The sequence below is a fragment of the Paenibacillus sp. FSL K6-1096 genome, from assembly GCF_037977055.1.
Lineage (GTDB): Bacteria > Bacillota > Bacilli > Paenibacillales > Paenibacillaceae > Paenibacillus_AQ.
On sequence record NZ_CP150274.1, the window covers coordinates 668708 to 691631 of the forward strand.

At 55.1% G+C, this 22924-nt stretch carries 21 protein-coding genes; all 21 read right to left on the reverse strand.

What is annotated here, in order from left to right:
• Positions 1-136 precede the first annotated feature (136 nt).
• Positions 137-4462, reverse strand: a complete 4326-nt coding sequence (locus MHI24_RS02970; protein ID WP_340024072.1) for a PolC-type DNA polymerase III — start codon at positions 4460-4462, stop codon at positions 137-139.
• 147 nt (positions 4463-4609) lie between these two features.
• Positions 4610-6058, reverse strand: a complete 1449-nt coding sequence (gene proS, locus MHI24_RS02975; protein WP_340024073.1) for a proline--tRNA ligase — start codon at positions 6056-6058, stop codon at positions 4610-4612.
• Between the two features lie 27 nt (positions 6059-6085).
• Complete coding sequence (rseP, locus tag MHI24_RS02980; RefSeq protein WP_340024074.1) at positions 6086-7360, reverse strand: RIP metalloprotease RseP; 1275 nt, start codon at positions 7358-7360, stop codon at positions 6086-6088.
• Positions 7361-7509: 149 nt separating this feature from the next.
• Positions 7510-8649, reverse strand: coding sequence for a 1-deoxy-D-xylulose-5-phosphate reductoisomerase (locus MHI24_RS02985; protein ID WP_340024075.1), 1140 nt, complete (start codon positions 8647-8649; stop codon positions 7510-7512).
• A gap of 23 nt (positions 8650-8672) precedes the next feature.
• Positions 8673-9476 carry a phosphatidate cytidylyltransferase gene (locus tag MHI24_RS02990; RefSeq protein ID WP_340024076.1) on the reverse strand — a complete coding sequence of 268 codons (804 nt, stop codon included), beginning with the start codon at positions 9474-9476 and terminating at the stop codon, positions 8673-8675.
• A 20-nt stretch (positions 9477-9496) separates the two neighbouring features.
• Complete coding sequence (locus MHI24_RS02995) at positions 9497-10264, reverse strand: isoprenyl transferase (RefSeq protein WP_340024077.1); 768 nt, start codon at positions 10262-10264, stop codon at positions 9497-9499.
• Between the two features lie 77 nt (positions 10265-10341).
• Entirely contained in the window at positions 10342-10896 is a 555-nt protein-coding gene (gene frr, locus MHI24_RS03000; protein ID WP_340024078.1) for a ribosome recycling factor, read from the reverse strand.
• Entirely contained in the window at positions 10896-11624 is a 729-nt protein-coding gene (gene pyrH / locus MHI24_RS03005; protein WP_238653762.1) for a UMP kinase, read from the reverse strand. Before pyrH ends, frr begins: the two co-directional genes overlap by 1 nt.
• A gap of 104 nt (positions 11625-11728) precedes the next feature.
• Positions 11729-12379, reverse strand: a complete 651-nt coding sequence (gene tsf / locus MHI24_RS03010) for a translation elongation factor Ts (protein WP_340024079.1) — start codon at positions 12377-12379, stop codon at positions 11729-11731.
• 144 nt (positions 12380-12523) lie between these two features.
• The gene (gene rpsB / locus MHI24_RS03015) at positions 12524-13225 is read right to left on the reverse strand and encodes a 30S ribosomal protein S2 (protein WP_036692565.1); all 702 of its coding nucleotides are present in this window, start codon (positions 13223-13225) and stop codon (positions 12524-12526) included.
• Between the two features lie 191 nt (positions 13226-13416).
• Positions 13417-14058 (reverse strand): hypothetical protein, encoded by a 642-nt coding sequence (locus MHI24_RS03020; protein ID WP_340024080.1) that lies wholly within the window; start codon positions 14056-14058, stop codon positions 13417-13419.
• A complete protein-coding gene (locus tag MHI24_RS03025; protein WP_340024081.1) occupies positions 14055-14633 on the reverse strand; it encodes a hypothetical protein in 579 nt (192 codons plus the stop codon). Before MHI24_RS03025 ends, MHI24_RS03020 begins: the two co-directional genes overlap by 4 nt.
• Positions 14634-14672: 39 nt before the next feature.
• Complete coding sequence (locus MHI24_RS03030) at positions 14673-14981, reverse strand: hypothetical protein (protein WP_340024082.1); 309 nt, start codon at positions 14979-14981, stop codon at positions 14673-14675.
• A gap of 70 nt (positions 14982-15051) precedes the next feature.
• Positions 15052-16455, reverse strand: a complete 1404-nt coding sequence (locus MHI24_RS03035) for a FapA family protein (protein WP_340024083.1) — start codon at positions 16453-16455, stop codon at positions 15052-15054.
• A 29-nt stretch (positions 16456-16484) separates the two neighbouring features.
• On the reverse strand, positions 16485-17273 hold the full coding sequence (locus MHI24_RS03040) for a FliA/WhiG family RNA polymerase sigma factor (protein ID WP_340024084.1): 789 nt from the start codon (positions 17271-17273) through the stop codon (positions 16485-16487).
• 78 nt (positions 17274-17351) lie between these two features.
• On the reverse strand, positions 17352-17768 hold the full coding sequence (locus tag MHI24_RS03045) for a hypothetical protein (protein ID WP_340024085.1): 417 nt from the start codon (positions 17766-17768) through the stop codon (positions 17352-17354).
• Positions 17769-17770: 2 nt separating this feature from the next.
• Positions 17771-18268: a chemotaxis protein CheD gene (locus MHI24_RS03050; protein WP_238653770.1), complete on the reverse strand. Its 498-nt coding sequence runs from the start codon at positions 18266-18268 to the stop codon at positions 17771-17773.
• Positions 18261-18887: a chemotaxis protein CheC gene (locus MHI24_RS03055; RefSeq protein ID WP_340024086.1), complete on the reverse strand. Its 627-nt coding sequence runs from the start codon at positions 18885-18887 to the stop codon at positions 18261-18263. Before MHI24_RS03055 ends, MHI24_RS03050 begins: the two co-directional genes overlap by 8 nt.
• A 3-nt stretch (positions 18888-18890) precedes the next feature.
• Positions 18891-19352: a chemotaxis protein CheW gene (locus MHI24_RS03060; RefSeq protein ID WP_238653772.1), complete on the reverse strand. Its 462-nt coding sequence runs from the start codon at positions 19350-19352 to the stop codon at positions 18891-18893.
• Positions 19353-19379: 27 nt separating this feature from the next.
• Entirely contained in the window at positions 19380-21458 is a 2079-nt protein-coding gene (locus MHI24_RS03065; protein WP_340024087.1) for a chemotaxis protein CheA, read from the reverse strand.
• 34 nt (positions 21459-21492) lie between these two features.
• A complete protein-coding gene (locus tag MHI24_RS03070; protein ID WP_340024088.1) occupies positions 21493-22899 on the reverse strand; it encodes a chemotaxis response regulator protein-glutamate methylesterase in 1407 nt (468 codons plus the stop codon).
• Positions 22900-22924: the final 25 nt, after the last annotated feature.

Below are 22924 nucleotides of genomic sequence, written 5' to 3' on the forward strand. Positions count from 1 at the left end.
AAAGATAAAGAGTGGGTTTCCCCACTCTTTACACAACGGACTTATCTCATTATTACCAAAAAAATTATACCATAGTGCGTGTGTACTGACAAGTACCAGCCCTTGACTCCCCTTTTTGAGCCCTGAAACATAAGGGTTAGAACAAGGAGAGCTGGTTGCTCTCCGGCAGTCCGCGGAAGCAGCCCATGCCGGTCAGCAGCTCAATTACAGTCTTACTGGCCTTGGATTTCTGCTGGAAATCCTCAATGGAGAGGAACTCTCCCGCCTCCTTCGCCGCGGCGATATTGATGGCGGCGTTGTCACCGATCCCGGCCAGTGAGGAGAACGGCGGAATCAGACTCGTGCCGTCAACGGTGAACCTAGTCGCATCGGAACGGTACAGATCGATATTCTTGAAGGTGAAGCCGCGCGCCGTCATCTCCAGCGCCATCTCCAGCACCGGAAGCATTGCTTTCTCCTTCGGCAGCGCCTGGAAGCCCTTGCCTTCAATCTCTACAAGCTGCTTCAGAATCGCCTCATAGCCCTTGCAGCACAGCTCGATGTCGAAGTCGGCCGCGCGGACCGAGAAGTACGTTGCATAATATTCAATTGGATAATACAGCTTGAAGAAGGCAGTCCGCACCGCAGAGATAACATACGCCGCAGCGTGGGCCTTCGGGAACATGTACTGGATTTTGAGGCAGGAATCAATATACCATTGCGGCACCTTGCAGTTCTTCATCTCTTCAATCCACTCCGGCGGCAGCCCTTTCCCTTTACGCACGCTTTCTGTGATTTTGAAGGCCAGACTGGCATCCATACCCGCCTTATAAATCAGGTATAACATGATATCGTCACGGCAGCCGATAACCGTCTTGATGTTGCAGGTATTATTCTTGATCAGCTCCTGGGCATTGCCGAGCCATACGCCGGTTCCATGGGACAGTCCGGAGATCTGCAGCAGGTCGGCGAAGCTGGAGGGCTTCGCTTCTACAAGCATCTGGCGGACGAACTTCGTCCCCATCTCCGGCACCCCGTAGGTGGCTACCGGAGTCCGGATCTGATCCGGCCGCACCCCGAGCGCATCCGTCGAGTTGAACATGCTCATGACCTTCGGATCATTCATCGGAATGGTCGTCGGATCCACCCCGGTCAGGTCCTGCAGCATCCGCATCATCGTCGGATCATCGTGGCCGAGGATATCGAGCTTCAGCAGGTTGGCGTCGAAGGCGTGATAGTCGAAATGAGTCGTTTTCCACTCTGAGGTCACATCATCTGCCGGGTACTGTACGGGCGTAATATCTTCAATCTCCATATAATCCGGCAAAACCACAATCCCTCCGGGATGCTGGCCGGTGCTGCGCTTAACGCCGGTACATCCGGCAGCCAGCCGCCCGACCTCTGCGCCGCGCCACCGCTTCTGGTGATGCTCCTCATATTTCTTGGCGAAGCCGTAGGCGGTCTTCTCCGCAACCGTACCGATCGTTCCCGCCCGGAATACATTGTCCGGCCCGAACATGGTTTTGGTGAAGTTATGGGCATTCGGCTGGTATTCCCCGGAGAAGTTAAGGTCGATATCGGGAACCTTGTCTCCCTTGAAGCCCAGGAAGGTCTCAAACGGAATATCCTGGCCTTCCCCCTTCAGCTTGCCGCCGCAATCCGGGCAGTCCTTGTCCGGCAGGTCGAAGCCGCTCGGCACACTGCCGTCCAGGAACCATTCGCTGTGCCTGCATTCAGGATTCGTGCAGATATAATGAGCCGGAAGCGGGTTAACCTCGGAGATCCCGAGAAAGGTAGCGACAACCGACGAGCCTACCGATCCGCGCGAGCCGACGAGATATCCGTCCTGGTTCGACTTTTTGACCAGCCGTTCAGAAATCAGATAGTTGGCGGAGAAGCCGTATTTGATAATCGGTGCAAGCTCTTTCTCCAGGCGGGCCACAACGACCTCCGGCAGCTCTTCGCCATAGATCGACTTGGCCGTGTTGTAGCAGGTATTGCGGATCTCATCATCCGCCCCTTCAATGATCGGCGTGAACAGGTCGCTGGGGAACAGATCATATTCCTCGAACCGTTCCGCCAGCTCAACCGTATTCGTGACCACGACCTCCATTGCCTTCTCCGCACCCAGGAATTCGAACTCGGCCAGCATCTCATCGGTCGTGCGGAAGTGGGCATCCGGCTTATTCTGGTCCTTCAGCGGACTGAACCCGGTAATCCCGTGGATAGTGATATCGCGGAACAGCTTGTCGCGCGGCTCCAGATAGTGCACATTGCCTGTTGCGATAACCGGCTTGTTCATCTGTTCGCCAATCTCGCAGATTTTGCGCAAGACATTCCGCAGGTCCTCAGCGCTGGCGACAAAGCCCTTGTCCACCAGATGCATGTACATGGTCAGCGGCTGAATCTCCAGCACATCATAGAACTGGGCAACCTCCATCGCTTCTTCCACCGTCTTGTTCAGCACCGTTTCGAAGAATTCGCCCCGCTCGCAGCCGGAGATCACCAATAGTCCGTCCCGGTACTCCTCCAGCTTGGATTTGGGAATGCAGGGTACCCGCTTGTAATATTCGGTATGAGACAGCGAGATCAGCTTATAGAGATTCTTCTTCCCGGCAGGATTCAGCGCATAAATATTGCAGTGAAACGGCCGCACATTCGACAGGTCATTGCCCACATAGTCATTCAGGCGGTCCAGCCGGGTGATCCCCTTCATCTTCTCCGCGTCCGCCAGCAGACCGTTCAGAATGCCGCCCAGGGCAATCGTATCATCTACCGCCCGGTGATGGCTCTCCAGCAGCACCTTGTACTTGTCGGCCAGCGTGTTAAGCCGGTGATTCTTCATCGTCGGGAAAAGCAGACGCGCCAGCTCCAGCGTATCCAGCCACGGATTCGGAAGCGTGGCCCGGCCCAGCTTAGTAAGCGAAGCCTGAATGAAGCCCATATCGAAGCGCGCATTGTGGGCGACCAGAATGCTGTCACCGACAAACTCCACGAATTCCTCCAGCACAGGGGCCAGGTCAGGCGCATCCTTGACCATTTCATCAGTGATGTTAGTCAGCTGCTGAATGTGGTATGGAATCTTCTCATGCGGATTCACAAAGGTCGTATAACGGCCAAGCTCCTTGCCCTCGCACATTTTGATGGCAGCAAGCTCCGTGATGTTATTCCGCGTGATCGACAGACCCGTGGTCTCGATATCGAATACGACATAGGTGGCCGTCTTCAGCTCCAGCGGCAGTGCATTCTCCACGATGTTGACCGCATCATTTACGACATTGGCTTCCACGCCGTAGAGCATTTTGAGCTTGTGCTTGTGGGCGGCATGGTTCGCGTCCGGGAAGCTCTGGACATTGCCGTGGTCGGTAACCGCAAGCGCCGGGTGGCCCCACTTGGCCGCTGTTTTGACATAGTCGGTAATCGTCGTCACGGCATCCATCGTACTCATTGTCGTGTGAAGATGGAATTCCACCCGTTTCTGCTTGGCGTTATCCTTGCGGGCCGGCGGTGCGGTCACCTCAGTAAGGTCGTTCGGAATCATCACCAGCTCAGGAATTTGCATGAAGCGGTCGTATTCCACTTTGCCGCGGGCCCGCACCCATTTGCCGTTGGCCAGCTGGCTCATGATCTTCAGATCTTCCTTGGTCTTGGCGAACATCTTCATCTGCAGGGAATCCGTGAAATCCGTCAGGCAGAAGCTGAACAGCGTGTTGCCGTTGCGAAGCTCCTTGCTCTCCAGTCCGAAGATGGTTCCCTGGATCGTGATCTTCTTCTCTTCATCCTGAATTTCCAGAATGGAGACGGCCTGCTCCTTGATCTCGTTCCCGATCTGCAGCTTGATGACCTCATTCGGGTCCCCGGCCTCCTCAGGCTCCTCCGGCTCAACCGCCGTCATCATCAGCTCAACCAGCTCACGCTGCTCCTGCTGGAGCTTCTGCTGGAATTCCTCATAGGCATCCGCCTTGCTCTCGTCCTCGGCAATCTGCAGCTTCACCTTCAGCTCGAGTCCGAAATATTTGGCATAATATTTGATAATGGCGGCTTCGATGCCTTTTTTGCGGGCCAGCTCCAGCGCCATCGAATCATTCAGGCCAAGCACCAGCGTGCCGTCCGTCAACTCCTGGCTGGAGCGCGTCAGCCATCCGTTCACAGACGGAATCTCGCGCTGCACCCACTCCAGGAACATCCCCCAATACTCCTGGACAATATCCGCCCGGTTAATTGTATCCTCATAGAGGAACAGGAAGCTCACCTTGGCAATATGCTGCAGCTTCTCGCGCATTCTAAGGATGAAGGTCCGGTAGGCCTGGGCCGGAATCAGGCTCTGCTTGGCAATGACAATATGCCAGTCACGGTTGCCGCGGCTGATCTCCACGCGCTCAATCTGTCCGTCCATGAAGTAGGGATCGATAATGGCAGGCGGGATCTCCCCCTGCTTCATAAGCAGCTCGAACCTTTTTCTTCTCTCCACGTTATGCTCCATGCTCTCCCACCTAACTCGGCAAATAATTAACTGTAAAACTGTATAGGTTTGCAGGCTTCAAAAAAGCTTCCGGCTCCAAAGCATTGGGTACTTGCGGCCCGCCGACTCTCTCGCCAGAAGCTGATATTAGCAAATATAGGGTACCGCTTAATACGCTTTGGCAAAAACAACGGTATGCTGTGCAGGCTTGCCGCAGCAGATACAGGTCTCCTTGGTCTCGGACGGCTGGAACGGAATGTTCCGGCTGCCTGCGCCGGTCTCTTCCTTCACCTTCGATTCACATTCCTCCGAGCCGCACCAGCCGGCAAGCGCGAAGCCGCGCTTCTCATCCATAGCATCCTTCATCTGCTCCAGGGTATCCACGGAATAGAAATGATCCTCCCGGAACTTCAGGGCACGCTCGAACATCTCCTGATGCACCTGCTCTAGCATGGCGTTCACTTCTTCCACCAGATTCTCCTGCCGGATGACCTTCTTCTCGCCGCTGATCCGCGATACCAGCACGCAGACGCCGTTCTCCATATCACGCGGCCCAAGCTCCAGACGGACAGGGACACCGCGCATTTCATATTCATTGAACTTCCAGCCTGGCGTAAGATCGGCACGGTCGTCCACCCGCACACGGATTCCAGCCTGCTTCAGTTCGGCAAACAGCTCATCGGTACGTGCGATAACCGCTTCGCGGGTCTTAGGCGGCCCGATCGGGATCATAATCACCTGCGTAGGCGCCACCTTCGGCGGCAGAGCCAGTCCACGGTCGTCGCCATGCACCATAATCAATGAACCAATCAGACGCGTCGTGGAGCCCCAGGAGGTGGTATGCGCATATTCCAGCACATTCTCCCGGTTCAGATACTGAATGTCAAAAGCAACCGCGAACTTCGTGCCCAGATAATGTGAGGTAGCAGCTTGTACGGCCCGTCCATCCTTCATCATCGCCTCGATCGAATACGTATCCACCGCACCGGCGAACCGTTCAGAAGGCGTCTTCTGCCCCGTAACAACCGGAATAGCCAGATAGGTCTCTACGAAGTCACGGTAGTTCTCCAGCATCCTCATTGTTTCTTCGCGGGCCTCCGCCTCATTCTCATGCGCCGTATGGCCTTCCTGCCAGAGGAATTCCGTGGTGCGGATGAATGGCAGAGTACGTTTCTCCCAGCGGACCACGTTGGCCCATTGGTTGATCAGCACCGGCAGATCGCGGTAGGACTGAATCCACTTGGAATACATATGTCCGAACATGGTCTCAGAGGTTGGACGGATCGCCAGACGCTCCTCCAGCACATCGCCGCCGGCCTCAGTTACCCATGGCAGCTCAGGGTTGAAGCCCTCCACATGCTCCTTCTCCTTCTGGAAAAAGCTCTCCGGAATGAACAGCGGGAAGTAGGCGTTGCGGTGTCCGGTTGCCTTCAGGCGGCGGTTCATCTCCTCCTGGATGTGCTCCCAGATTTCATAGCCGTCCGGCTTGAACACAATACAGCCGCGGACCGGCGAATAATCCATCAGATCCGCTTTTTTGATCACATCGATGTACCAGCGGGAGAAATCCTCGCCTTGCGGCGTGATCTCGGTAACAAACTGCTTGTCTTTGGCCATGTATAAAAATCCTCCTATTGTTGTGGATCAGCCGCTAATCAGGCGTAAAATATCATTATAAGTTACAGCGATCATTACCAGGAACAGAAGAGCGAAGCCCACAAAATGGACCATGCCTTCCCTGCTTGGATCTACCGGCTTGCCGCGCAGCGCTTCAATTCCAAGGAATACTAACCGGCTGCCGTCAAGGGCCGGAATCGGCAGCAGATTGAAGATGCCCAGGTACAGGCTGAGGATCGCCGCCCAGTAGGTCAGATATTGAATACCCTGCTGGGCTATCTGTCCAGTCAGCTGGAAGGTGCCCACGGGTCCGGAAATGTCATCCATATTGAATTTGTTGATCAGCTGCTTGAAGCCGACAAAGATCAGCTCGGTGGTGTCCACCATAGCCTTGCTTGACTTGGTGATGGTCTCGCCGGCCCCGGCCTTGCGCGTAGGCAGCTCCGGCGTGATGCCTACCTTGCCGCCTTCTTCCCCTTCCATACTCCGGGGAATCATTGTGACGTTGAAGGTCTCACCGCCGCGCTCCAGGGTCCAGTCCATCTCTTTGCCTTTGGCGGCCGAAGTGAGGGTGATCATCTTCTTGTAATCCCCGCCGATGGCCTGACCATCCACAGCGACCACGATGTCGCCCTTCTTCAGGCCGGCTTCCTGGGCCGGCATACCTTCGCTGACCTCGCCGATCTTCACATAGGACGGATTCTCCACCGGGATGCCGGCCATCTGCAAATGCAGCGCGAACAGCACAAAGGCCAGAATGAAGTTCATCACCGGCCCGGCCAGGATCGCGATAGCCCGCTGGCCCACCGTCTTGCTGCCAAACTGGCGGTCCTTCGGGGCTATCTGCGTCTGCTGGGTCCCTCTGATCATCATCGCCTGCGGGTTCACATCATACGTGGTGACTTCGCCGTCGACATTCAGCCGGATCTTCAGCTCATTCTCCAGATCCGTGAATTCCGCTTCACCGCGGATGACATTGCGGCGGGTATCCAGCGAATCCAGGTAGATATTCTTAATCTTGTTGTCCTGGCCGAGCCGGACGGCAATGGTCTGGCCTGGGCCAATCTCAATCATCTCGGGGTCCTCGCCAGCCATCCGGGCGTATCCGCCGAAGGGCAGCAGGCGCAGCGTAAATTGGGTTTCCCCCCGTTTATAAGAGAACAGTTTCGGACCGAAACCGATCGCAAATTCCCGCACTAGAATTCCCGCACGTTTGGCGAAATAATAATGTCCCCATTCATGGACTGTCACCAGAACGAAGAACATGAACACTGTCAAAAAAACTACTCTTACCATCTCCATAGCGCAACATTCCCCCTTAAGGTGTAAGACCGAAGTATGTCCTCTTAATTTATCATTATTCCAAGGCAAGGCACAAGAGAATCAACAGTCCACCCCTATTTTTAAAAGGGTATTGCCGCCACCGCCATTTCCACATGCTTCATGACTGTCTACAGGGAAGCTGCAAGCTCCCGGGAGGCAAGATCACAGAAGCGGATCTGCTCCAGATCAGGGTTAGCCGTGTTGTTATGGCGCTGCAACACTTCGTCAATAATCTCTTCAATCCGCAAGAAAGGAATCTCGCCGCGCAGGAAGCGGGCCACAGCAATCTCATTGGCGGCATTGAACGCGGTAGGCGCGGTGCCGCCCGCAATCCCGGAGTCAATCGCCATCTTCAGCGCCGGATAACGCTTGTAATCCATCTCGCGGAAGGTGAGGCTGGCAATGCGGGCCAGCGACAGACGCTCAGCCGGCGACGGCCAGCGGTCCGGATAGGTCAGCGCATATTGAATCGGAACGCGCATATCCGGGGTTCCGAGCTGGGCGATGATACTGCTGTCCCGGAATTCTACATACGAGTGGATAATACTCTCAGGGTGCAGCAGCACATTGATCTGATCATAGGGCAGGGCGAACAGATGGTGGGCCTCAATAACCTCCAGCCCTTTATTAACCATGGTTGCCGAATCAATAGTAATCTTGGCCCCCATACTCCAGTTGGGATGGCGCAGGGCATCCTCCACCGTAACATCCTTAAGCTGTTCGCGGGTTGAATCGCGGAACGAGCCGCCGGAGGCTGTGATGGTTATGGAAGCTACGTCCTGGCGGTTCTCGCCGTTCAGACATTGAAATATCGCCGAATGCTCGCTGTCCACCGGCAGCAGCTTCACGCCCCTGCAACCGGCCAGCTCTGTCACGAGATGGCCGGCGGTAACCAGCGTCTCTTTATTAGCCAGACCAATATGTCTTCCGGCTTCAATTGCTGCAAGTGTAGACTGCAGGCCTACACTGCCAACGAGCGCGGTCACAACGGTCTGTGCATCTCCGCCGGCAGCAATCTCCACCAGCCCCTCACTGCCGCTGTACAGCTCGACACCGGCAGGCAGAGCGGATCTGATCTCTGCGGCAAGCTCCGGCGTGGATACAGACACACGGCGCGGCTTGAAGCGGCGGACCTGCTCCAGAAGCAGCGAAGTATTGCTGCCCGCAGCCAATCCGTCAACCTCAAAAGCCTCGGGATGCATGGCTACCACATCCAGCGTCTGGGTGCCGATGGAGCCGGTGGAGCCCAGAATACTAATCTTTTTCACAGTTGCTTTCCTTCTCCCTGTCGTTAATAGTAAGGCATCAGCATTACGATATGTACGAAAGGAAATACGATAATCCAGCTGTCGCAGCGGTCCAGGATGCCTCCGTGACCAGGCAGCAGCGAGCCTGAATCCTTAATACCGTACACCCGTTTATAGGCAGATTGTACAAGATCTCCAAGCTGGCCCAGCACGGCGCAGGATACTCCGATCAGCAGCGCTCGCGGAATGGTCAGCAGATCAGGAACGAATAAGGCAAACACGGCAGAGATTACAGCGGAAATCAGGACTCCGCCAATCGCGCCTTCAATGGTTTTGTTGGGACTGATAGCAGGCCACAGCTTATTCTTCCCGAAGCTTCTGCCGACAAAATAAGCTCCGGCATCACTTCCCCAGATGCAGCACAGCAGCAGCAGGGTCCAGAACAGACCATGGCCGTCTCCCGCCCCGCGGGCAATGGCCATATAGGAGAAGCCCATCCCTATGTACACAATCCCGGTGAACATTAGTGCGGTGATCTTAATATCCAGCTTATTCTTGCTGAACACCGTAACCAGCAGGAACAGCAGCATTAATAGCCATATGCCCTGCTCCCAGGAGAACCACTCGTCTCTCCCCAGCAGATCCCAGGGAATCATGAAGCACAGCACAGAGATGTAGCCGAGTACAGCCGGAATTCCGAAGGGTGCTGTACCCGTCATTTTGATGAATTCATAATAGCCGATGAGGGCCATGGCAGTCAGCATCAGCTGATACGGCCAGCCTCCCCACACGCATAACCCCATAAACAAGGCTCCGGCAACAATTCCGGTAATCAATCGCTGCTTCAAACAATCCCTCTCCCATCAGGCTACTTCAATCCGCCATAACGGCGTGTGCGCCGCTGATACTCCGCCACAGCCTGCATCAGATGTGTTTTGTCAAATTCCGGCCAATACGCATCTGTGAACCAAAACTCACTGTACGCGATCTGCCACAGCATAAAGTTGCTGAGCCGCTTCTCGCCGCTGGTGCGGATCAGCAGGTCAGGATCGGGTAATCCGCTGGACAAAAGTCTGTTGCCGATCAACTCTGATGTGATCTCGTCCGGCGACAGCGTACCAGCCTGGATATCCTTGCCCATCTCGCGCATACAGTCTTCTATCTCTTTACGTCCGCCGTAGTTCAGCGCAAAATTCAATATAAGTCCGGTATTGTTCTTGGTGCGGGCCACTGCTTCATCCATGGCCTTACGGGTATGGGAAGGCAGAGCCTCCGGGTCGCCCATGACGCGTACCTGCACATTTTTCTCGATTAATTCGTCCAGCTCAATCGCCAGGAATTCAACGGGGAGACGCATCAGGAAATCAACTTCATCCTTCGGCCGGGTCCAGTTCTCCGTAGAGAAAGCATACAGAGTCAAAAATTCTACTCCCAGGTCATTCGCGGCAATGGTTGCACGCTTGACTGCCTTCATCCCGTTCTGGTGGCCCACCACCCGCGGCATACCGCGCCGTTTGGCCCAGCGCCCGTTGCCATCCATAATTATCGCTACATGCCGGGGAATATTATCCGGTGAAATCTCGACTGGCTCCTGCCTGTCTTTACGGCTCAGCCATTCTTGAATCCGTTTGATCATTTCCGTTTCCTCCAAGCTCTTATCAGAAAGAGACAAACCCCACCATAGCGGAGGGGCCTGAAGTCTCTTGAATTTCATTATACTTCCATAATCTCTTTTTCTTTGGACAAGAGCACTTTATCGACTTCAGCTATGAACTTATCCGTTGATTTCTGGATATCTTCCTGATGTCCATGTGATTCGTCTTCGGAAATGCCGTTCTTCTCCATCTTCTTAATGTCATCGTTCGCATCGCGGCGGATGTTGCGGATGGCCACCTTGGCTTCCTCGCCGAATTTCTTGGTGAGCTTCACCAGCTCGCTGCGGCGCTCCTCGGTAAGCGGAGGAATCGACAGCCGGATAATCGTGCCGTCATTGGCCGGGGTAATTCCGATATCGGATTTCATAATCGCCCGCTCGATGTCGGACAGGGAGCTTTTGTCCCAAGGCTGGATCATCAGGGTCCGGGGGTCCGGGGTACTGATGTTGGCCAGCTGATTCACAGGAGTCGGAGCACCGTAGTACTCCACTTGAATGCGATCCAGCAGCGACGCCGAAGCGCGTCCTGCCCGCAATGTTGCCAGATCGCGCTTCAGCGAGAGAATCGCCTTTTCCATACGCTCTTCGGCATTCTTCTTGACCGATTGTGGCATTAATTTACACTCCCTTTGACCATCGTCCCGATTCTTTCACCGAGAACGACACGTTTGATATTGCCTTGCTCTGTAATAGCAAACACAATGAGCGGTATATTATTATCCATGCAGAGAGAGGAAGCGGTGGAATCCATAACCCCGAGGTTCTTGTTCAGAATATCCATATAAGTAAGCTGCTCATACTTCACAGCCGTGCTGTCCTTGAATGGATCTGCAGAATAGACGCCGTCCACTTTGTTCTTGGCCATCAGAATGACCTCAGCTTCGATCTCGGCCGCGCGGAGCGCTGCCGTCGTATCTGTCGAGAAGAACGGATTCCCGGTCCCTGCGGCAAAGATAACGACACGGCCCTTCTCCAGATGCCGGATTGCCCGGCGGCGGATATAAGGCTCAGCAATCTGCTGCATGGCGATGGAGGTCTGCACCCGGGTAGGGACATCGATCTGCTCCAGGGCGTCCTGGAGGGCCAGCGAGTTCATCACCGTTGCCAGCATTCCCATATAATCCGCTGTAGCCCGGTCAATTCCGCTTGCGCTTCCGGCGATTCCGCGCCAGATGTTGCCGCCGCCGCAGACAATCGCAACCTGCACTCCAAGCTCAACGACTTCTTTAACCTGCTCTGCAATGGAGATAATCGTGTCGGCATCGATGCCATAGCCGTTCTGTCCAGCCAGCGATTCCCCGCTGACCTTAAGGACTACTCTCTTAAATACCGGTTGTTCCAACTGTATACCCTCACTTTCTTACAAAAGACGGAACACTTCTTGTATGTGTTCCGCTCTTTTGATGCTTGCCTTTATTCAGTTCATGCCAGAGTGCTGTGCAGCTCTTATTGGTTCACTTGTGCCATTACTTCTTCAACGAAGTTGTCGACTTTCTTCTCAAGACCTTCACCCAGCTCGAAACGTACGAAGCGGCGGATGGAGATGTTCTCACCGATAGTGCTGATCTTTTCGTTCAGCAGCTGAGAGATCGTCTTATCCGGGTCTTTAACAAATGGCTGTTCCAGCAGGCAGTATTCTTCATAGAACTTGCTGATGCGGCCTTCCACCATTTTTTCAACGATTTTCTCCGGCTTGCCTTCGTTCAGCGCCTGAGCCTTAAGAATTTCTTTTTCTTTCTCTACATCAGCAGCCGGTACTTCTTCACGGCGAACATACAGCGGCTTCGCTGCAGCGATCTGCATTGCGATGTCGCGGGCGAATTCTTTGAAGGAATCTGTTTTGCCTACAAAGTCTGTTTCGCAGTTGATTTCAACCAGAACGCCGATGCGGCCGCCAGCGTGGATGTAAGACTCTACAGTACCTTCTGTAGCAACACGTCCTGCTTTGTTGGCTGCTGCAGCCAGGCCTTTCTCGCGAAGCAATTCAGCAGCTTTGGTGATATCGTTGTTTGCTTCTTCCAGCGCTTTCTTGCAATCGAGCATTCCTGCTCCTGTTCTTTCACGAAGTTCCTTTACTGCCTTTGCATCTACTGCCATTTGTTATTCCCTCCAGATCATAGTCGTTATCGCACGCTTACGCCAAGCCATACTTGCTTGCATCTTAAAAAAAGGGCAGTGAGAGGTTATCCACCTGCCAACCACCCTTTTCATTTAAGTTCTTGTTTATGTTCCGGTTACTACTTAGGCTGTAGTTGTATCTTCGCCTTGGTGAGCTTCAACAACGGCATCAGCCATTTTACCAGTCAGGAGCTTCACGGCGCGGATCGCGTCGTCATTACCCGGGATAACGTAGTCGATTTCGTCCGGATCGCAGTTTGTATCAACGATAGCCACGATTGGAATACCCAATTTGCGGGCTTCCGCTACTGCAATACGCTCTTTGCGAGGATCAATGATGAACAGGGCGCTTGGAAGGCCCTTCATGTTCTTGATACCGCCGAGGAATTTCTCAAGACGATCTTTCTCTTTGCGGAGAAGGATAACTTCTTTCTTAGGCAGTACTGCGAAGGTACCGTCTTCTTCCCAAGCTTCAAGCTTCTTCAGGCGGTCAATACGCTTCTGAATCGTCTGGAAGTTAGTCAGGGTACCGCCCAGCCAGCGCTGGTTGATGAAGAACATGCCGGAACGTTCAGCTTCTTCCTTAACGGAATCCTGTGCCTGCTTTTTGGTTCCCACGAACAGGATTGTGCCGTTGTCGCCAGCCACGCTCTTTACAAAGTTGTAAGCTTCCTCTACCTTTTTGACTGTCTTTTGCAGGTCAATAATGTAAATTCCGTTTCTTTCAGTGAAGATATAACGATCCATCTTAGGATTCCAACGACGGGTCTGGTGACCGAAGTGAACCCCAGCTTCGAGAAGCTGTTTCATGGAGATTACTGCCATCTTCACACACCTCCTAGGTTTGGTTTATTGTGTGTCTCCTCCGCCGCGTGTCATCTTTCGGCAAGACTTTCTTCAGAAGAAAGCACCCCTTGTCGAAATCAACCGGCGTGTGTTTTAACACCGTCAATTACTATAACATATTAAAACAGCCTGTGCAACGATTACTGCAAAGTTATTCATTTTGGGCACGATTATTTTTTGACCGTAATCAGCTTGTCAATAATCGAGTTAATGCTCTCGCCCTTGGCGAAGCTGTAGCTGCCGTATTGAATGATTTTGTTGACCTTGCGGCTGTTTGCGGCCTGAAGGAACTTATCCTTGTCCTGAATAACGCCTGCCTCGGCCAGCACATCTGCGGTCTGGGCAAGCGTAATGCCCGTAGGAATCCTTACGGATATCGCTCCGTTCGCAGCACTCTCCGGCGATTCCGGCGCGGCCGGAGCCTTGGCCTCCCCGCCTGCCGGACTGCTCTCCGGCTGCGCCGGGGCGGACGGGCTTCCCGGCGTTGCCGCCGCACTTGGCGCGGCAGCCGCCTTCGGGGTGGCTGCCGGAGCAGGAGTCGCCGAAGGTACCGCAGCCTGCGTCGCTTCAGCGGCAGGCTCCCCATCGACTCCTTGGGCCGGTCCGCCCGGTGCCCCTTCATCCGGCGATGCTGTAGCTTGAGCAGCAGCATCCGCAGGGTCAACCACCGTCAGGTTCAGGCGGGCTGCTTCACGTACAAGCTCCTCCCGGGTCATCGGCGCGGCCCTGCCGGCGATCATCAGCTGGAGCAGCAGAGCCCCGGCGATCAGGCCGGCGCCCAATCCCAGCATGAAGTAGCGGTTCTTCATCATACGGATTCCTCCTGCGCGGCCAGCTGCAGAATCAGCTGCACTTCACCCCGCTGAAGACCGGCAGTTCTGGCGATGGAATCGATGGATTTGCCCTGCTCATGCAGCTCGAACAGCCGCGGATACCGCAGCTTGACCGAGCTGACCGGCTTCGGCTTGGCCGGGGGCGCTTCCGCTGGAGCCTCCGCTTGTTCAGCCGGCGGATTACCGGCTGAGGGGCCTGCCGCCTCTCTTCCGAAGGCAGCCGTCAGCTGAAGCAGGCCCTTCTCTTCGGCAGTGAGCCTGGCATCCAGCAGCAGCAGGCTCTTCTCCAGCCCGGTAACCTGTCCGCGCAGGGCGCTAATCTCTTCCTGCAGGGCGGCTTTGTTCGCCTGCGACTGTGTTTTGATGCTGCCGACAAGCTGAATCAGCTCCGAATTCTCACGCTCAATGTCAGCCATATACAGCTCCAGAGCCTTCTCCGCTTCCTTCAGGCTCTTCTTCTCCTCCGAGTCCTCCCTGCCGGTTCTGGCCGGCAGCCGCAGGGCATAGACCATAGCGGCTGCGCCTGCCAGCACGATGTATACCCATGGTTCCAAATGTCTAATCTCCTTCTGCGTTCAATTCTTGCCAGCCTCTCAAAGACTGAAATCAATACGGTGCCCCTTATAGGGGTGTTCGGCTTCATGGGTATCCTCCGGCTTCTCCTGCTTGCGGGGATAGGCCTGGCTCCCGGGACGGCTTCCCTTCCCGCCGTCCCGCAGCGCCGATTCTGCAGACTCGTCCACCTCGCTGCTGCGCTGCGCAATCTCCTGGGTCTGCTTGACGTTCTGGCCGGCCAGCTGCTGCTGGTCAAGCGCAGGACGCTGCTGCAGGTTATTCTGGACTCTGCCCGCATCATGGGTGCGGGGCAGGGCAATTTGCAGTTCCACCGGCTTCATACTCATACGATCCCTCTTCTTCCGTGATAGATTTCAGAATCAAGGAATGGCAGGCCGCCCTAAGCTGCCTGCCTGATTAGATGTACGGCGTAATGGAGATATCCCCTTCGCTGTATATGAAGGATACCCGCTCAGTAGGGTCCTTGACGAAGCGCGTGTACCTGCCGATCACGATTTTGGAGCCGCCATAGATCGTTTTGATGACGTCCACTCTGGCTCTGCCGGTATCCTCCAGCATCCGTTCAATTTCCAGCACACGCTCTTTAATTCTCTTCTCCTCGCGCAGATGGGATTGCTTCGTTGCATTGAGCTTCACCCGGAGGGCAACCTTATCCGGCGGGAGTTGGCCGTTGTTCGCCAGCTGGCCCAGCAGATACAGCGCTTTGTTCGTCTTATCCTCGTTCTCTAAGAGCTGGCGCAGCTCCTGGCGCAGCTCATTCATCTCGTTTCGCAGCTCAGGAACAACTCCCACCTCAATTGCTGTAGCGGTGGACATCGTATTCCCGATGGTTCGGGCAACTACCCGGTCCCCTGCCTGCACAATCCCTCCGACAATCAGGCCCTTGGAGCCGTTGCAGAGCACATCACGTCCTGCCCGGATATTGGAATGCATAATGCTCTGCGAGACGATGATATCCTCACCTGCAACTACATTGCCGTCCTGGATGAAGGAGACCTTGACGTTCTGTCCGGCGTTTACAAGACCTTTATTGTAGCCGATAATTCCCCCGGTGATCTCGATGGAGCCGCCTGAGATAAGCTCAGCACCCTCCACCCCGCCAACCACCCGGATATCTCCTGCGGATTTGACGGTGAAGCCGGTAAGCACATTGCCGCGAATGACTACCGTACCCACGAAATCAATATTGCCTGTGCTGTAATCCACATCCCCGTTCACCTCATACACCGGGAAAACGTTAATCTTCCCTTTGTCTGTTAGCGTAACCAATCCGTCAATGGCCGCGTACATCGAGGTCTCTTCCTGATCCACCAGCACATTCTTGCCTACCTTGAAGCGGGCATCTTTTCCTGCCCGGCAGGGAATCTCTTCGCCGGTGACCATCTTGCCGGGAACTCCGCTCTCTGCAGGAATCGCCTTGGCAATGAGTTGGCCTTTTCTCACATTATGCAGCCGCACCAGCTCTTTATAATCGACCTTGCCGTCCTCCTTCTCCAGAGGCCTGCGGTCTTCTTCCAAATCCACGGTCAGAATGACACGGCCGTCCTTGCCGTTCACTGCTGGCTCCCCGATGGCGATGGGCACTCTGTTCCAGAAATACTCCTCCGGATTGCTGCTGATCCGCTGGACAATGTCGCGCTGGATGCCGAAACGAATATTGTGACTGTACAGGAAGCTGTCAAGATCTTCGACCGAACAGGAGAAATTCTCATCCTTCTTGATGAATTGAAGGTAAGCAATTCCCTTATCATCCGAGAATGTAATACTCAGGTATTGGCTCAATACATATTGACCGATCAATTCTGCTCCCCCTTGTCACCGTCGCCCGGTTAATCATTTTGCATCAGAAGGTCCCGGTTCTTCTCAAGTGTACCCCTTAGCCGCAAAATCGCTTTGGAATGAAGCTGCGAGATCCGTGAAGGCGATAACGACATCACCTCGGCTATCTCGCTTAAAGATAAATCTTCATAATATAAAAGGGACACTACGGTCCGTTCTTTCACTGTTAATTTCTCGATGCCCTTGGTAAGTGTATCCCGCAGATAGAACTCATTTACTTTACGGTCCGGATTCTTGGCCTTGTCGTCCACCAGAATGGACATGCGCGTCTCGGATTCTTCTTCACGAATAGGATCTTCCAATGAACAGAGCGACATCACCGCAACATCCTGCAGCATGGTCTGAAACTCCGTCTCCGAAATATTCAGATACTGGCTCATTTCCTCGTCACTTACGGACCGCAGATACTTCTGTTCCAGCTGCTGGTAAGCATCCTCAATTTTTTTGGCTTTCTCCCGGACCGATCTCGGAACCCAGTCGCTTTGCCGCAGTGAATCGAGGATAGCCCCTCTTACCCGCCAGGAGGCATAGGTCTGGAATTGAAGCCCCCGCTTGTAGTCGAACTTCTCAATGGCGTCAATCAGCCCCATCACACCGTTGCTGGCCAGATCATCCTTGGACACGTTTTTGGGCAGGCCTACCGCCAGACGGCTGGATACGTAATCAACAATATGAAGATAACTCTCAATCAGCTTTTTTTTGGCTTCAGGATCACCGTGTTCTTTCCATTGCTCCCAGAGCATATCTGTTTCCGACTGAGCTGCTTTGCGCTCGTTCAACGGCTTTCACCCTTCCCAAAGTGTAGTCAGCGGGCCTGATGCGGCGCGGGAAATACGGACCTATGCCGCAGCACTCGCTTATTCTTCTTTCAGGTGACGAACGGCCTTGGCCAATTCTTCAGGATCTTTCATCGAGACCAGCTTTGGAGGCTGTAACGGCTTGAAATCCCCGTGATCCGCGCTCTCCTTGTCCTTCTTGGGGGTCAGCAGATCCTTCAGCTCCTGCTCTTCATCAGGTGTACTGATATCAAGCCTTCCTCCAAGAGCATCCCCCTGACCGGAGGGACCGGACTCGGCATCCTCAGCTGCCGCAGATTTCCCGGTAATAACACTGAGTACCCATCTCAGGAGAAAAGCAAGCACAAACCAGATGATAAATCCGTAAACGCCCCGGATCAGACTGGTTCCCACTGTGTTATGCCCGTTGTTTGCCAGAAAGGTAATGACAAACCCTGCGAGCCCGGCTGCTACATTAAGCAATAGCTTCCTGCTCATGGCTATATTTCCTTCTGGCCTTTTTGAACGCTGCGGATAAAAATCACTCCGGTATTACAGGAGATTTCTATCGTGCGTCCGTAGTTGCCGCCCGTATCCTCAGCGATCAGAGGAATACGAAGCGCGTCAAGAGCAAGCTTGCAGGATTCCACGTTACGAGGCCCGATCCTCATGGTGTCACTCCCGCCCGCAAAGGCGAACATCTGCGAGCCTCCGGCCATCTTGGCCACAATCCGGCTTCTGACCGCCCCCAGCGCAAGCAGGCGCGATAACAGCTCCGGCACAGCAGTATCGGCGAACTTGGCGATATTCAGCTGCCCTTCCCGCGCGATGTCTGACGAAGGCAGCATGACATGAGCCATGCCCGCCAGCTTTTTGCCGGGGTCGAACAGCGTCAGGCCAACGCAGGAGCCAAGACCGGTCGTACGGATAAGACTATCCTGGCCGCCCACATTAAGATCCGCCATGCCTACTTTAATGATGCTTTGCTCTTCAATCATTGTCGAACGGTACTCCCAGGGCCTTGAAGATTTTGGGGAATGATTCCGGATCGGGTATTAGGAAGAATTGCCCTTCAATTTCATTCTGGCCTTCCAGGAAGGTCGTGTCGATCAGCAGCGCGTCATCGCCCATCTGACCGAATTGCAGCAGCCCGTAGCCGAGAATAGCTCCGGCCATATCCATCGCCAGCGCCGGCACCGTAGGGTACATGGACAACGAGGTGAAATCAGCCAGGGAGGACAGGTAGGAGCCGGCCAGAATATTGCCGATCTCGCTGAGCGCCGACAGCTCCATCTCACTCAGCTCGCCGCTGCCGGACACTTCAATTCCGGCAATCCGGCTGAGCAGATTGGTGGCAGCCTCCGGGGCCAGTATGAAGAACAGATTACCGGGAGCTTCGCCTTCCACCCGCAGGAATACCGCATATACGAGTTCTTCCGCACCGCCCACCTTATCGGTAATCTCCTCGAAGCTGAGGAGCTGGACCTTCGGCACCGCCATATCGATCGGTTTATTGAGCAGCTGCGACAGCGCGGTGGCGGCATTGCCGGCCCCAATATTCCCGACCTCCTTGAGCACGTCCATTTTGAAGTCCTTGAAGTTCTTGAATAGCTCCACAGGCTATCCCTCCAGGCCTTCAAGCTGCACGATTTCGCTCTTGTTGAGCACCTCGGACAGGTTGAGCATAATCAGCAGACGGTCATCTCCAATTTTGGCCACCCCGTCCAGATACTTCGCCTTGATGCCGCCCACTACATCCGGCGGAACATCAATGATATCGCGGTTCAGATCAATGACATCGTTGGCGGAATCGACGATGAAGCCGACCTCCATCTCATTGACATTCACAATGATGATCCGGGTCTGGTCGGTATGCTCCGCTTCCTCGATCCCGAACCGGCCGCGCAGATCAATCACCGGAATGACCACTCCGCGCAGATTGATTACCCCTTTGATGAATGAATAAGTCTTCGGTACACGGGTAATCGGCATCATGCGTTCAATCGTCTGGACCTTCTCCACTTCAATGCCGTATTCTTCAGTGCCAAGCTTGAATACGATTACTTTGATATCTTCAGCCATGGAATGAACCTCCCTGTTCTATCCTCATTATTTGATGAAAGCATTCGGATCAATGATAAGCGCTACCTGCCCGTCCCCGAGAATGGTTGCCCCGGAGATGCCCTGCACCTCAGGCAGATACTTGCCGAGGTTCTTGATTACAATTTCGTTCTGTCCGATGAAGTCCTGCACTGCCAGGGCAACTAACCGTTCCCCCTTGCGCACGACGACAATCTCGGTCTCCTCCTCCGTGCTCTCATCGTAGTCCGGAATAGCGAAGATCTTGCTCAGCGATACCAGCGGAATATGACTGCCCCGGAACTCTACCATTCTGTTGCCGTGAATGGTGCGGATCTGGGTTTGCTTCACGATGCCCGTCTCCACGATAGATGAAAGAGGAATGGCATATTTCTCGGAGCCCAGCCGGACCAGCATCGCGGCAATGATCGATAGAGTGAGCGGAAGCTGCACTGAGAAGTTAGTGCCTTTGCCCGGCGTGGAGTAGATCGTGACGTTACCGCCCAGCGAGGAGATTTTGGCTTTGACCACATCCAGGCCGACTCCGCGGCCCGAGACGTCGGAGATGACCTCTGCCGTACTGAAGCCCGGGGCGAATAGGAGCTGATAGGCTTCATCATCCGACATCGAATTAGCCTGCTCCTGGGTAATCGTCCCCTTCTTGACGGCCGAGGCCAGAACCTTCTTCGGATAAATGCCCCTTCCGTCCTCTTCAATCTCAATGAAGACGTGGTTACCGCTATGGAAGGCCCGCAGCTGAACCGTGCCGGTCTCCGGTTTCCCGGCGGCGGTGCGGTCTGCCACCGATTCAATGCCGTGGTCCACCGCATTGCGCAGCAGATGCACCAGCGGATCGCCAATCTCGTCAATTACAGTGCGGTCCATCTCTGTATCGGCGCCGGTGATGATCAGCTCTACCTTTTTGTCGAGCGATTTGGCCAGATCGCGGATCATCCGCGGGAACCGGTTGAATACCGTATCCACCGGCACCATGCGCAGCTTCATGACGATATTCTGCAGATCCCCACTGACCCGGCCCATATGCTCAACCGTCTCGGTAAGGTCGCTGTTCTGGACTTCGGAAGCCAGCTGCTCCAGCCGGACCCGGTCAATCAGCAGCTCGCTGAACAGGTTCATCAGAACATCCAGGCGCTCAATATCGACACGGATGGTCCGGGAAGGCGAAGGCGCTCCGCCCGCTCGGGCCGGAGCCGCCTTGCCGCTGTCTTCCCTTGCGGGCGCAGCGGCGGCGGTCGCAGGGGCTGCTGCCGGAGCCGCAGTCTGCACAGGAGCAGGAGCTTCTGCGGTAGCAGCCACACTGTCCTGCCCCATCTGGCGCAGCGATTCCTGATCAAGAGCCACGGCTGTAACCGCCTCAATCTCCGACAGGTTCAGAATCATCTTCTGAATTTCGCTTGCATCCTTTTGGGTTATGTAATAGAGGGAGAAGCCGGTATCGAATTTCTCCTGCTCGATATCCTGAACCGAAGGGAAGGACTTAACGACCTCTCCGGAGCGCTCCAGAAGATCGAAGACCATGTAGGCGCGCACGGCTTTGAGCTGGCAATCCTTACGGATCGCTACATCCACATACAACACCTGATGTCCTGCCTGCAATGACTGCTCCAGTACGGAATACTGGAATTCGTCCAGGAATACCTGCGCGCCGGAGGCATTGCCGGCGGCTGCCGCAGTGACCTCGGCAGCCGCTCCGCCCGCCGCAGGAACCTCTCCGCGCACAATGGCCTGGAGGGAGGCTACAATTGCCGAGACATCCGCCTTGCCCGTGCCTCCGCCTGTGATATCCTCAACCATTGATTCCAGAGCGTCAATACTTTTGAACAGGGTGTCGAAGATGAAATCCTGCATCCGCAGTTTGTTATTGCGTACCAGATCGAGCACATTCTCCATCTGGTGCGTCAGCGAAGCCAAATCCTCAAAACCCATTGTAGCTGCCATACCCTTCAAGGTATGGGCGGAGCGGAAAATCACCTGGACAATGCTTAAGTCCTCAGGATTTGCTTCCAGTTCCATCATGCTTTCGTTCAGTGACTGCAGATGATCATTTGACTCATCAATAAACATGGATAAATATTGGTTCATGTCCACTAACGAGCACCTCCCCTTCGAGTTCGCTTTTCCATTATTTAACGGCTTGTACCAGCTTTGGAGCAATGTCTTGCAAAGGCAGAATGTATCTCACACACTGTAGCTCCACTGCCGAGCGCGGCATTCCATAGACCACGCAGGTCTCTTCGCTCTCCGCAAAGGTAGAGGTTACACCCGAATCGTAGAGTGCTTTCATCATACGGGCCCCATCGCTGCCCATCCCGGTCATGAGCACGGCGTGACGTTCCAGCGAGGTAAGCTGCAGCACCGATTCAAACAGTGTATCTACAGAAGGACGATGCCCGTTGCGGACCTCTTCCTTGGTAAGCTCGATCGCATATTGGCCGCCGGTTGCCGGAACCACCTTCAGATGATATCCCCCGGGGGCGATATAAGCCGCGCCCTGGCGGAGAATCATGCCGTGCTCCGCTTCGGCCACCTCCAGCGCGCTGAAGGTATTCAGCCGCTGGGCCAGCGATTTGGTGAAGTTAGGCGGCATATGCTGGACAATGACAATCGGGGCCGGAAAATCACCGGGAATCTTCTCCAGGAACGCCTTCAGCGCCCTCGGTCCTCCCGTAGAGCATCCAACCGCAACCAGCTTGCGCAGGTTGCGTGTCCCGCCGCCCAGCCCGGTGGCTGCAGGCGGCTCCATGAAGGCCCCCGCGGCCGTCTCGGCAGCCGCCCGCAGGCCAATCGCCTCGGCGCCGGCAGCCTCCGTGCTCCGGCTGCCGGGCCTGCCGGCCGCCGGCTTCGCTGCCGGCGGCGTAGACACGGGCGGCTTGGCTGCGCGCCCTGGAGCCACCGGGTCCGCACCGCCCTTCTGCGGCTGCGGCTTCGGCGGTTCAGCCGGCGGCGCAAGAGGCGCACGCTTCGGCTTCTCCGCTTCCTTCTGCGGCTCCCGCAGCGGCGCCGCTTCCTTCTTGAACGCTTCGGGCTTCCGGACCACCGGTTCCCTCACCGTTCTCGGAGCCTTAGGCTCCGCTGCCGGAGGCGGCTCCGGCGCCTTCACGCCCGAAGCGCGGGCTGCACGCTGTTCACGCGCCAGCATGGCCTCCTTCATCTGCTCCCGCAGGGATTCCCCCACGGCGATGATATCCTGGGAGTTTGAAATGGATGGCTTTCGGATGAAATCGAAAGCCCCCCACTCCAAGGCCAGGATGGTCTCCTTCATCCCCTCTTCATTAATGCCTGACAGCATGATCACAGGCAGGGGATGCTCGGCCATGATAAGCTTGAGCGCCTCCAGTCCATTCATCTCCGGCATTTCCACATCCATGGTGACGAGATCGGGCCGCAGCTCATTCACCTTCTGAATCGCCTCGCGGCCGTTAGCAGCGGTTGCCGTCACCTGGAAATCCGCATCGTTCTCTATTAAATCGGAAATGATCTTGCGCATAAACGCAGAGTCATCAACCACCAGAACTTTATAAGGCCTCATATCATTTCCACCTCTGTCCCCCAGA

Coding starts and splice junctions, on each gene's coding strand:
- MHI24_RS02970 (WP_340024072.1), bottom strand. CDS start 4,462: ATGGAGCATAACGTGGAGAGAAGAAAAAGGTTCGAGCTGCTTATGAAG.
- proS (WP_340024073.1), bottom strand. CDS start 6,058: ATGGCCAAAGACAAGCAGTTTGTTACCGAGATCACGCCGCAAGGCGAG.
- rseP (WP_340024074.1), bottom strand. CDS start 7,360: ATGGAGATGGTAAGAGTAGTTTTTTTGACAGTGTTCATGTTCTTCGTT.
- MHI24_RS02995 (WP_340024077.1), bottom strand. CDS start 10,264: ATGATCAAACGGATTCAAGAATGGCTGAGCCGTAAAGACAGGCAGGAG.
- frr (WP_340024078.1), bottom strand. CDS start 10,896: ATGCCACAATCGGTCAAGAAGAATGCCGAAGAGCGTATGGAAAAGGCG.
- tsf (WP_340024079.1), bottom strand. CDS start 12,379: ATGGCAGTAGATGCAAAGGCAGTAAAGGAACTTCGTGAAAGAACAGGA.
- rpsB (WP_036692565.1), bottom strand. CDS start 13,225: ATGGCAGTAATCTCCATGAAACAGCTTCTCGAAGCTGGGGTTCACTTC.
- MHI24_RS03020 (WP_340024080.1), bottom strand. CDS start 14,058: ATGATGAAGAACCGCTACTTCATGCTGGGATTGGGCGCCGGCCTGATC.
- MHI24_RS03030 (WP_340024082.1), bottom strand. CDS start 14,981: ATGAGTATGAAGCCGGTGGAACTGCAAATTGCCCTGCCCCGCACCCAT.
- MHI24_RS03045 (WP_340024085.1), bottom strand. CDS start 17,768: ATGAGCAGGAAGCTATTGCTTAATGTAGCAGCCGGGCTCGCAGGGTTT.
- MHI24_RS03050 (WP_238653770.1), bottom strand. CDS start 18,268: ATGATTGAAGAGCAAAGCATCATTAAAGTAGGCATGGCGGATCTTAAT.
- MHI24_RS03060 (WP_238653772.1), bottom strand. CDS start 19,352: ATGGCTGAAGATATCAAAGTAATCGTATTCAAGCTTGGCACTGAAGAA.
- MHI24_RS03070 (WP_340024088.1), bottom strand. CDS start 22,899: ATGAGGCCTTATAAAGTTCTGGTGGTTGATGACTCTGCGTTTATGCGC.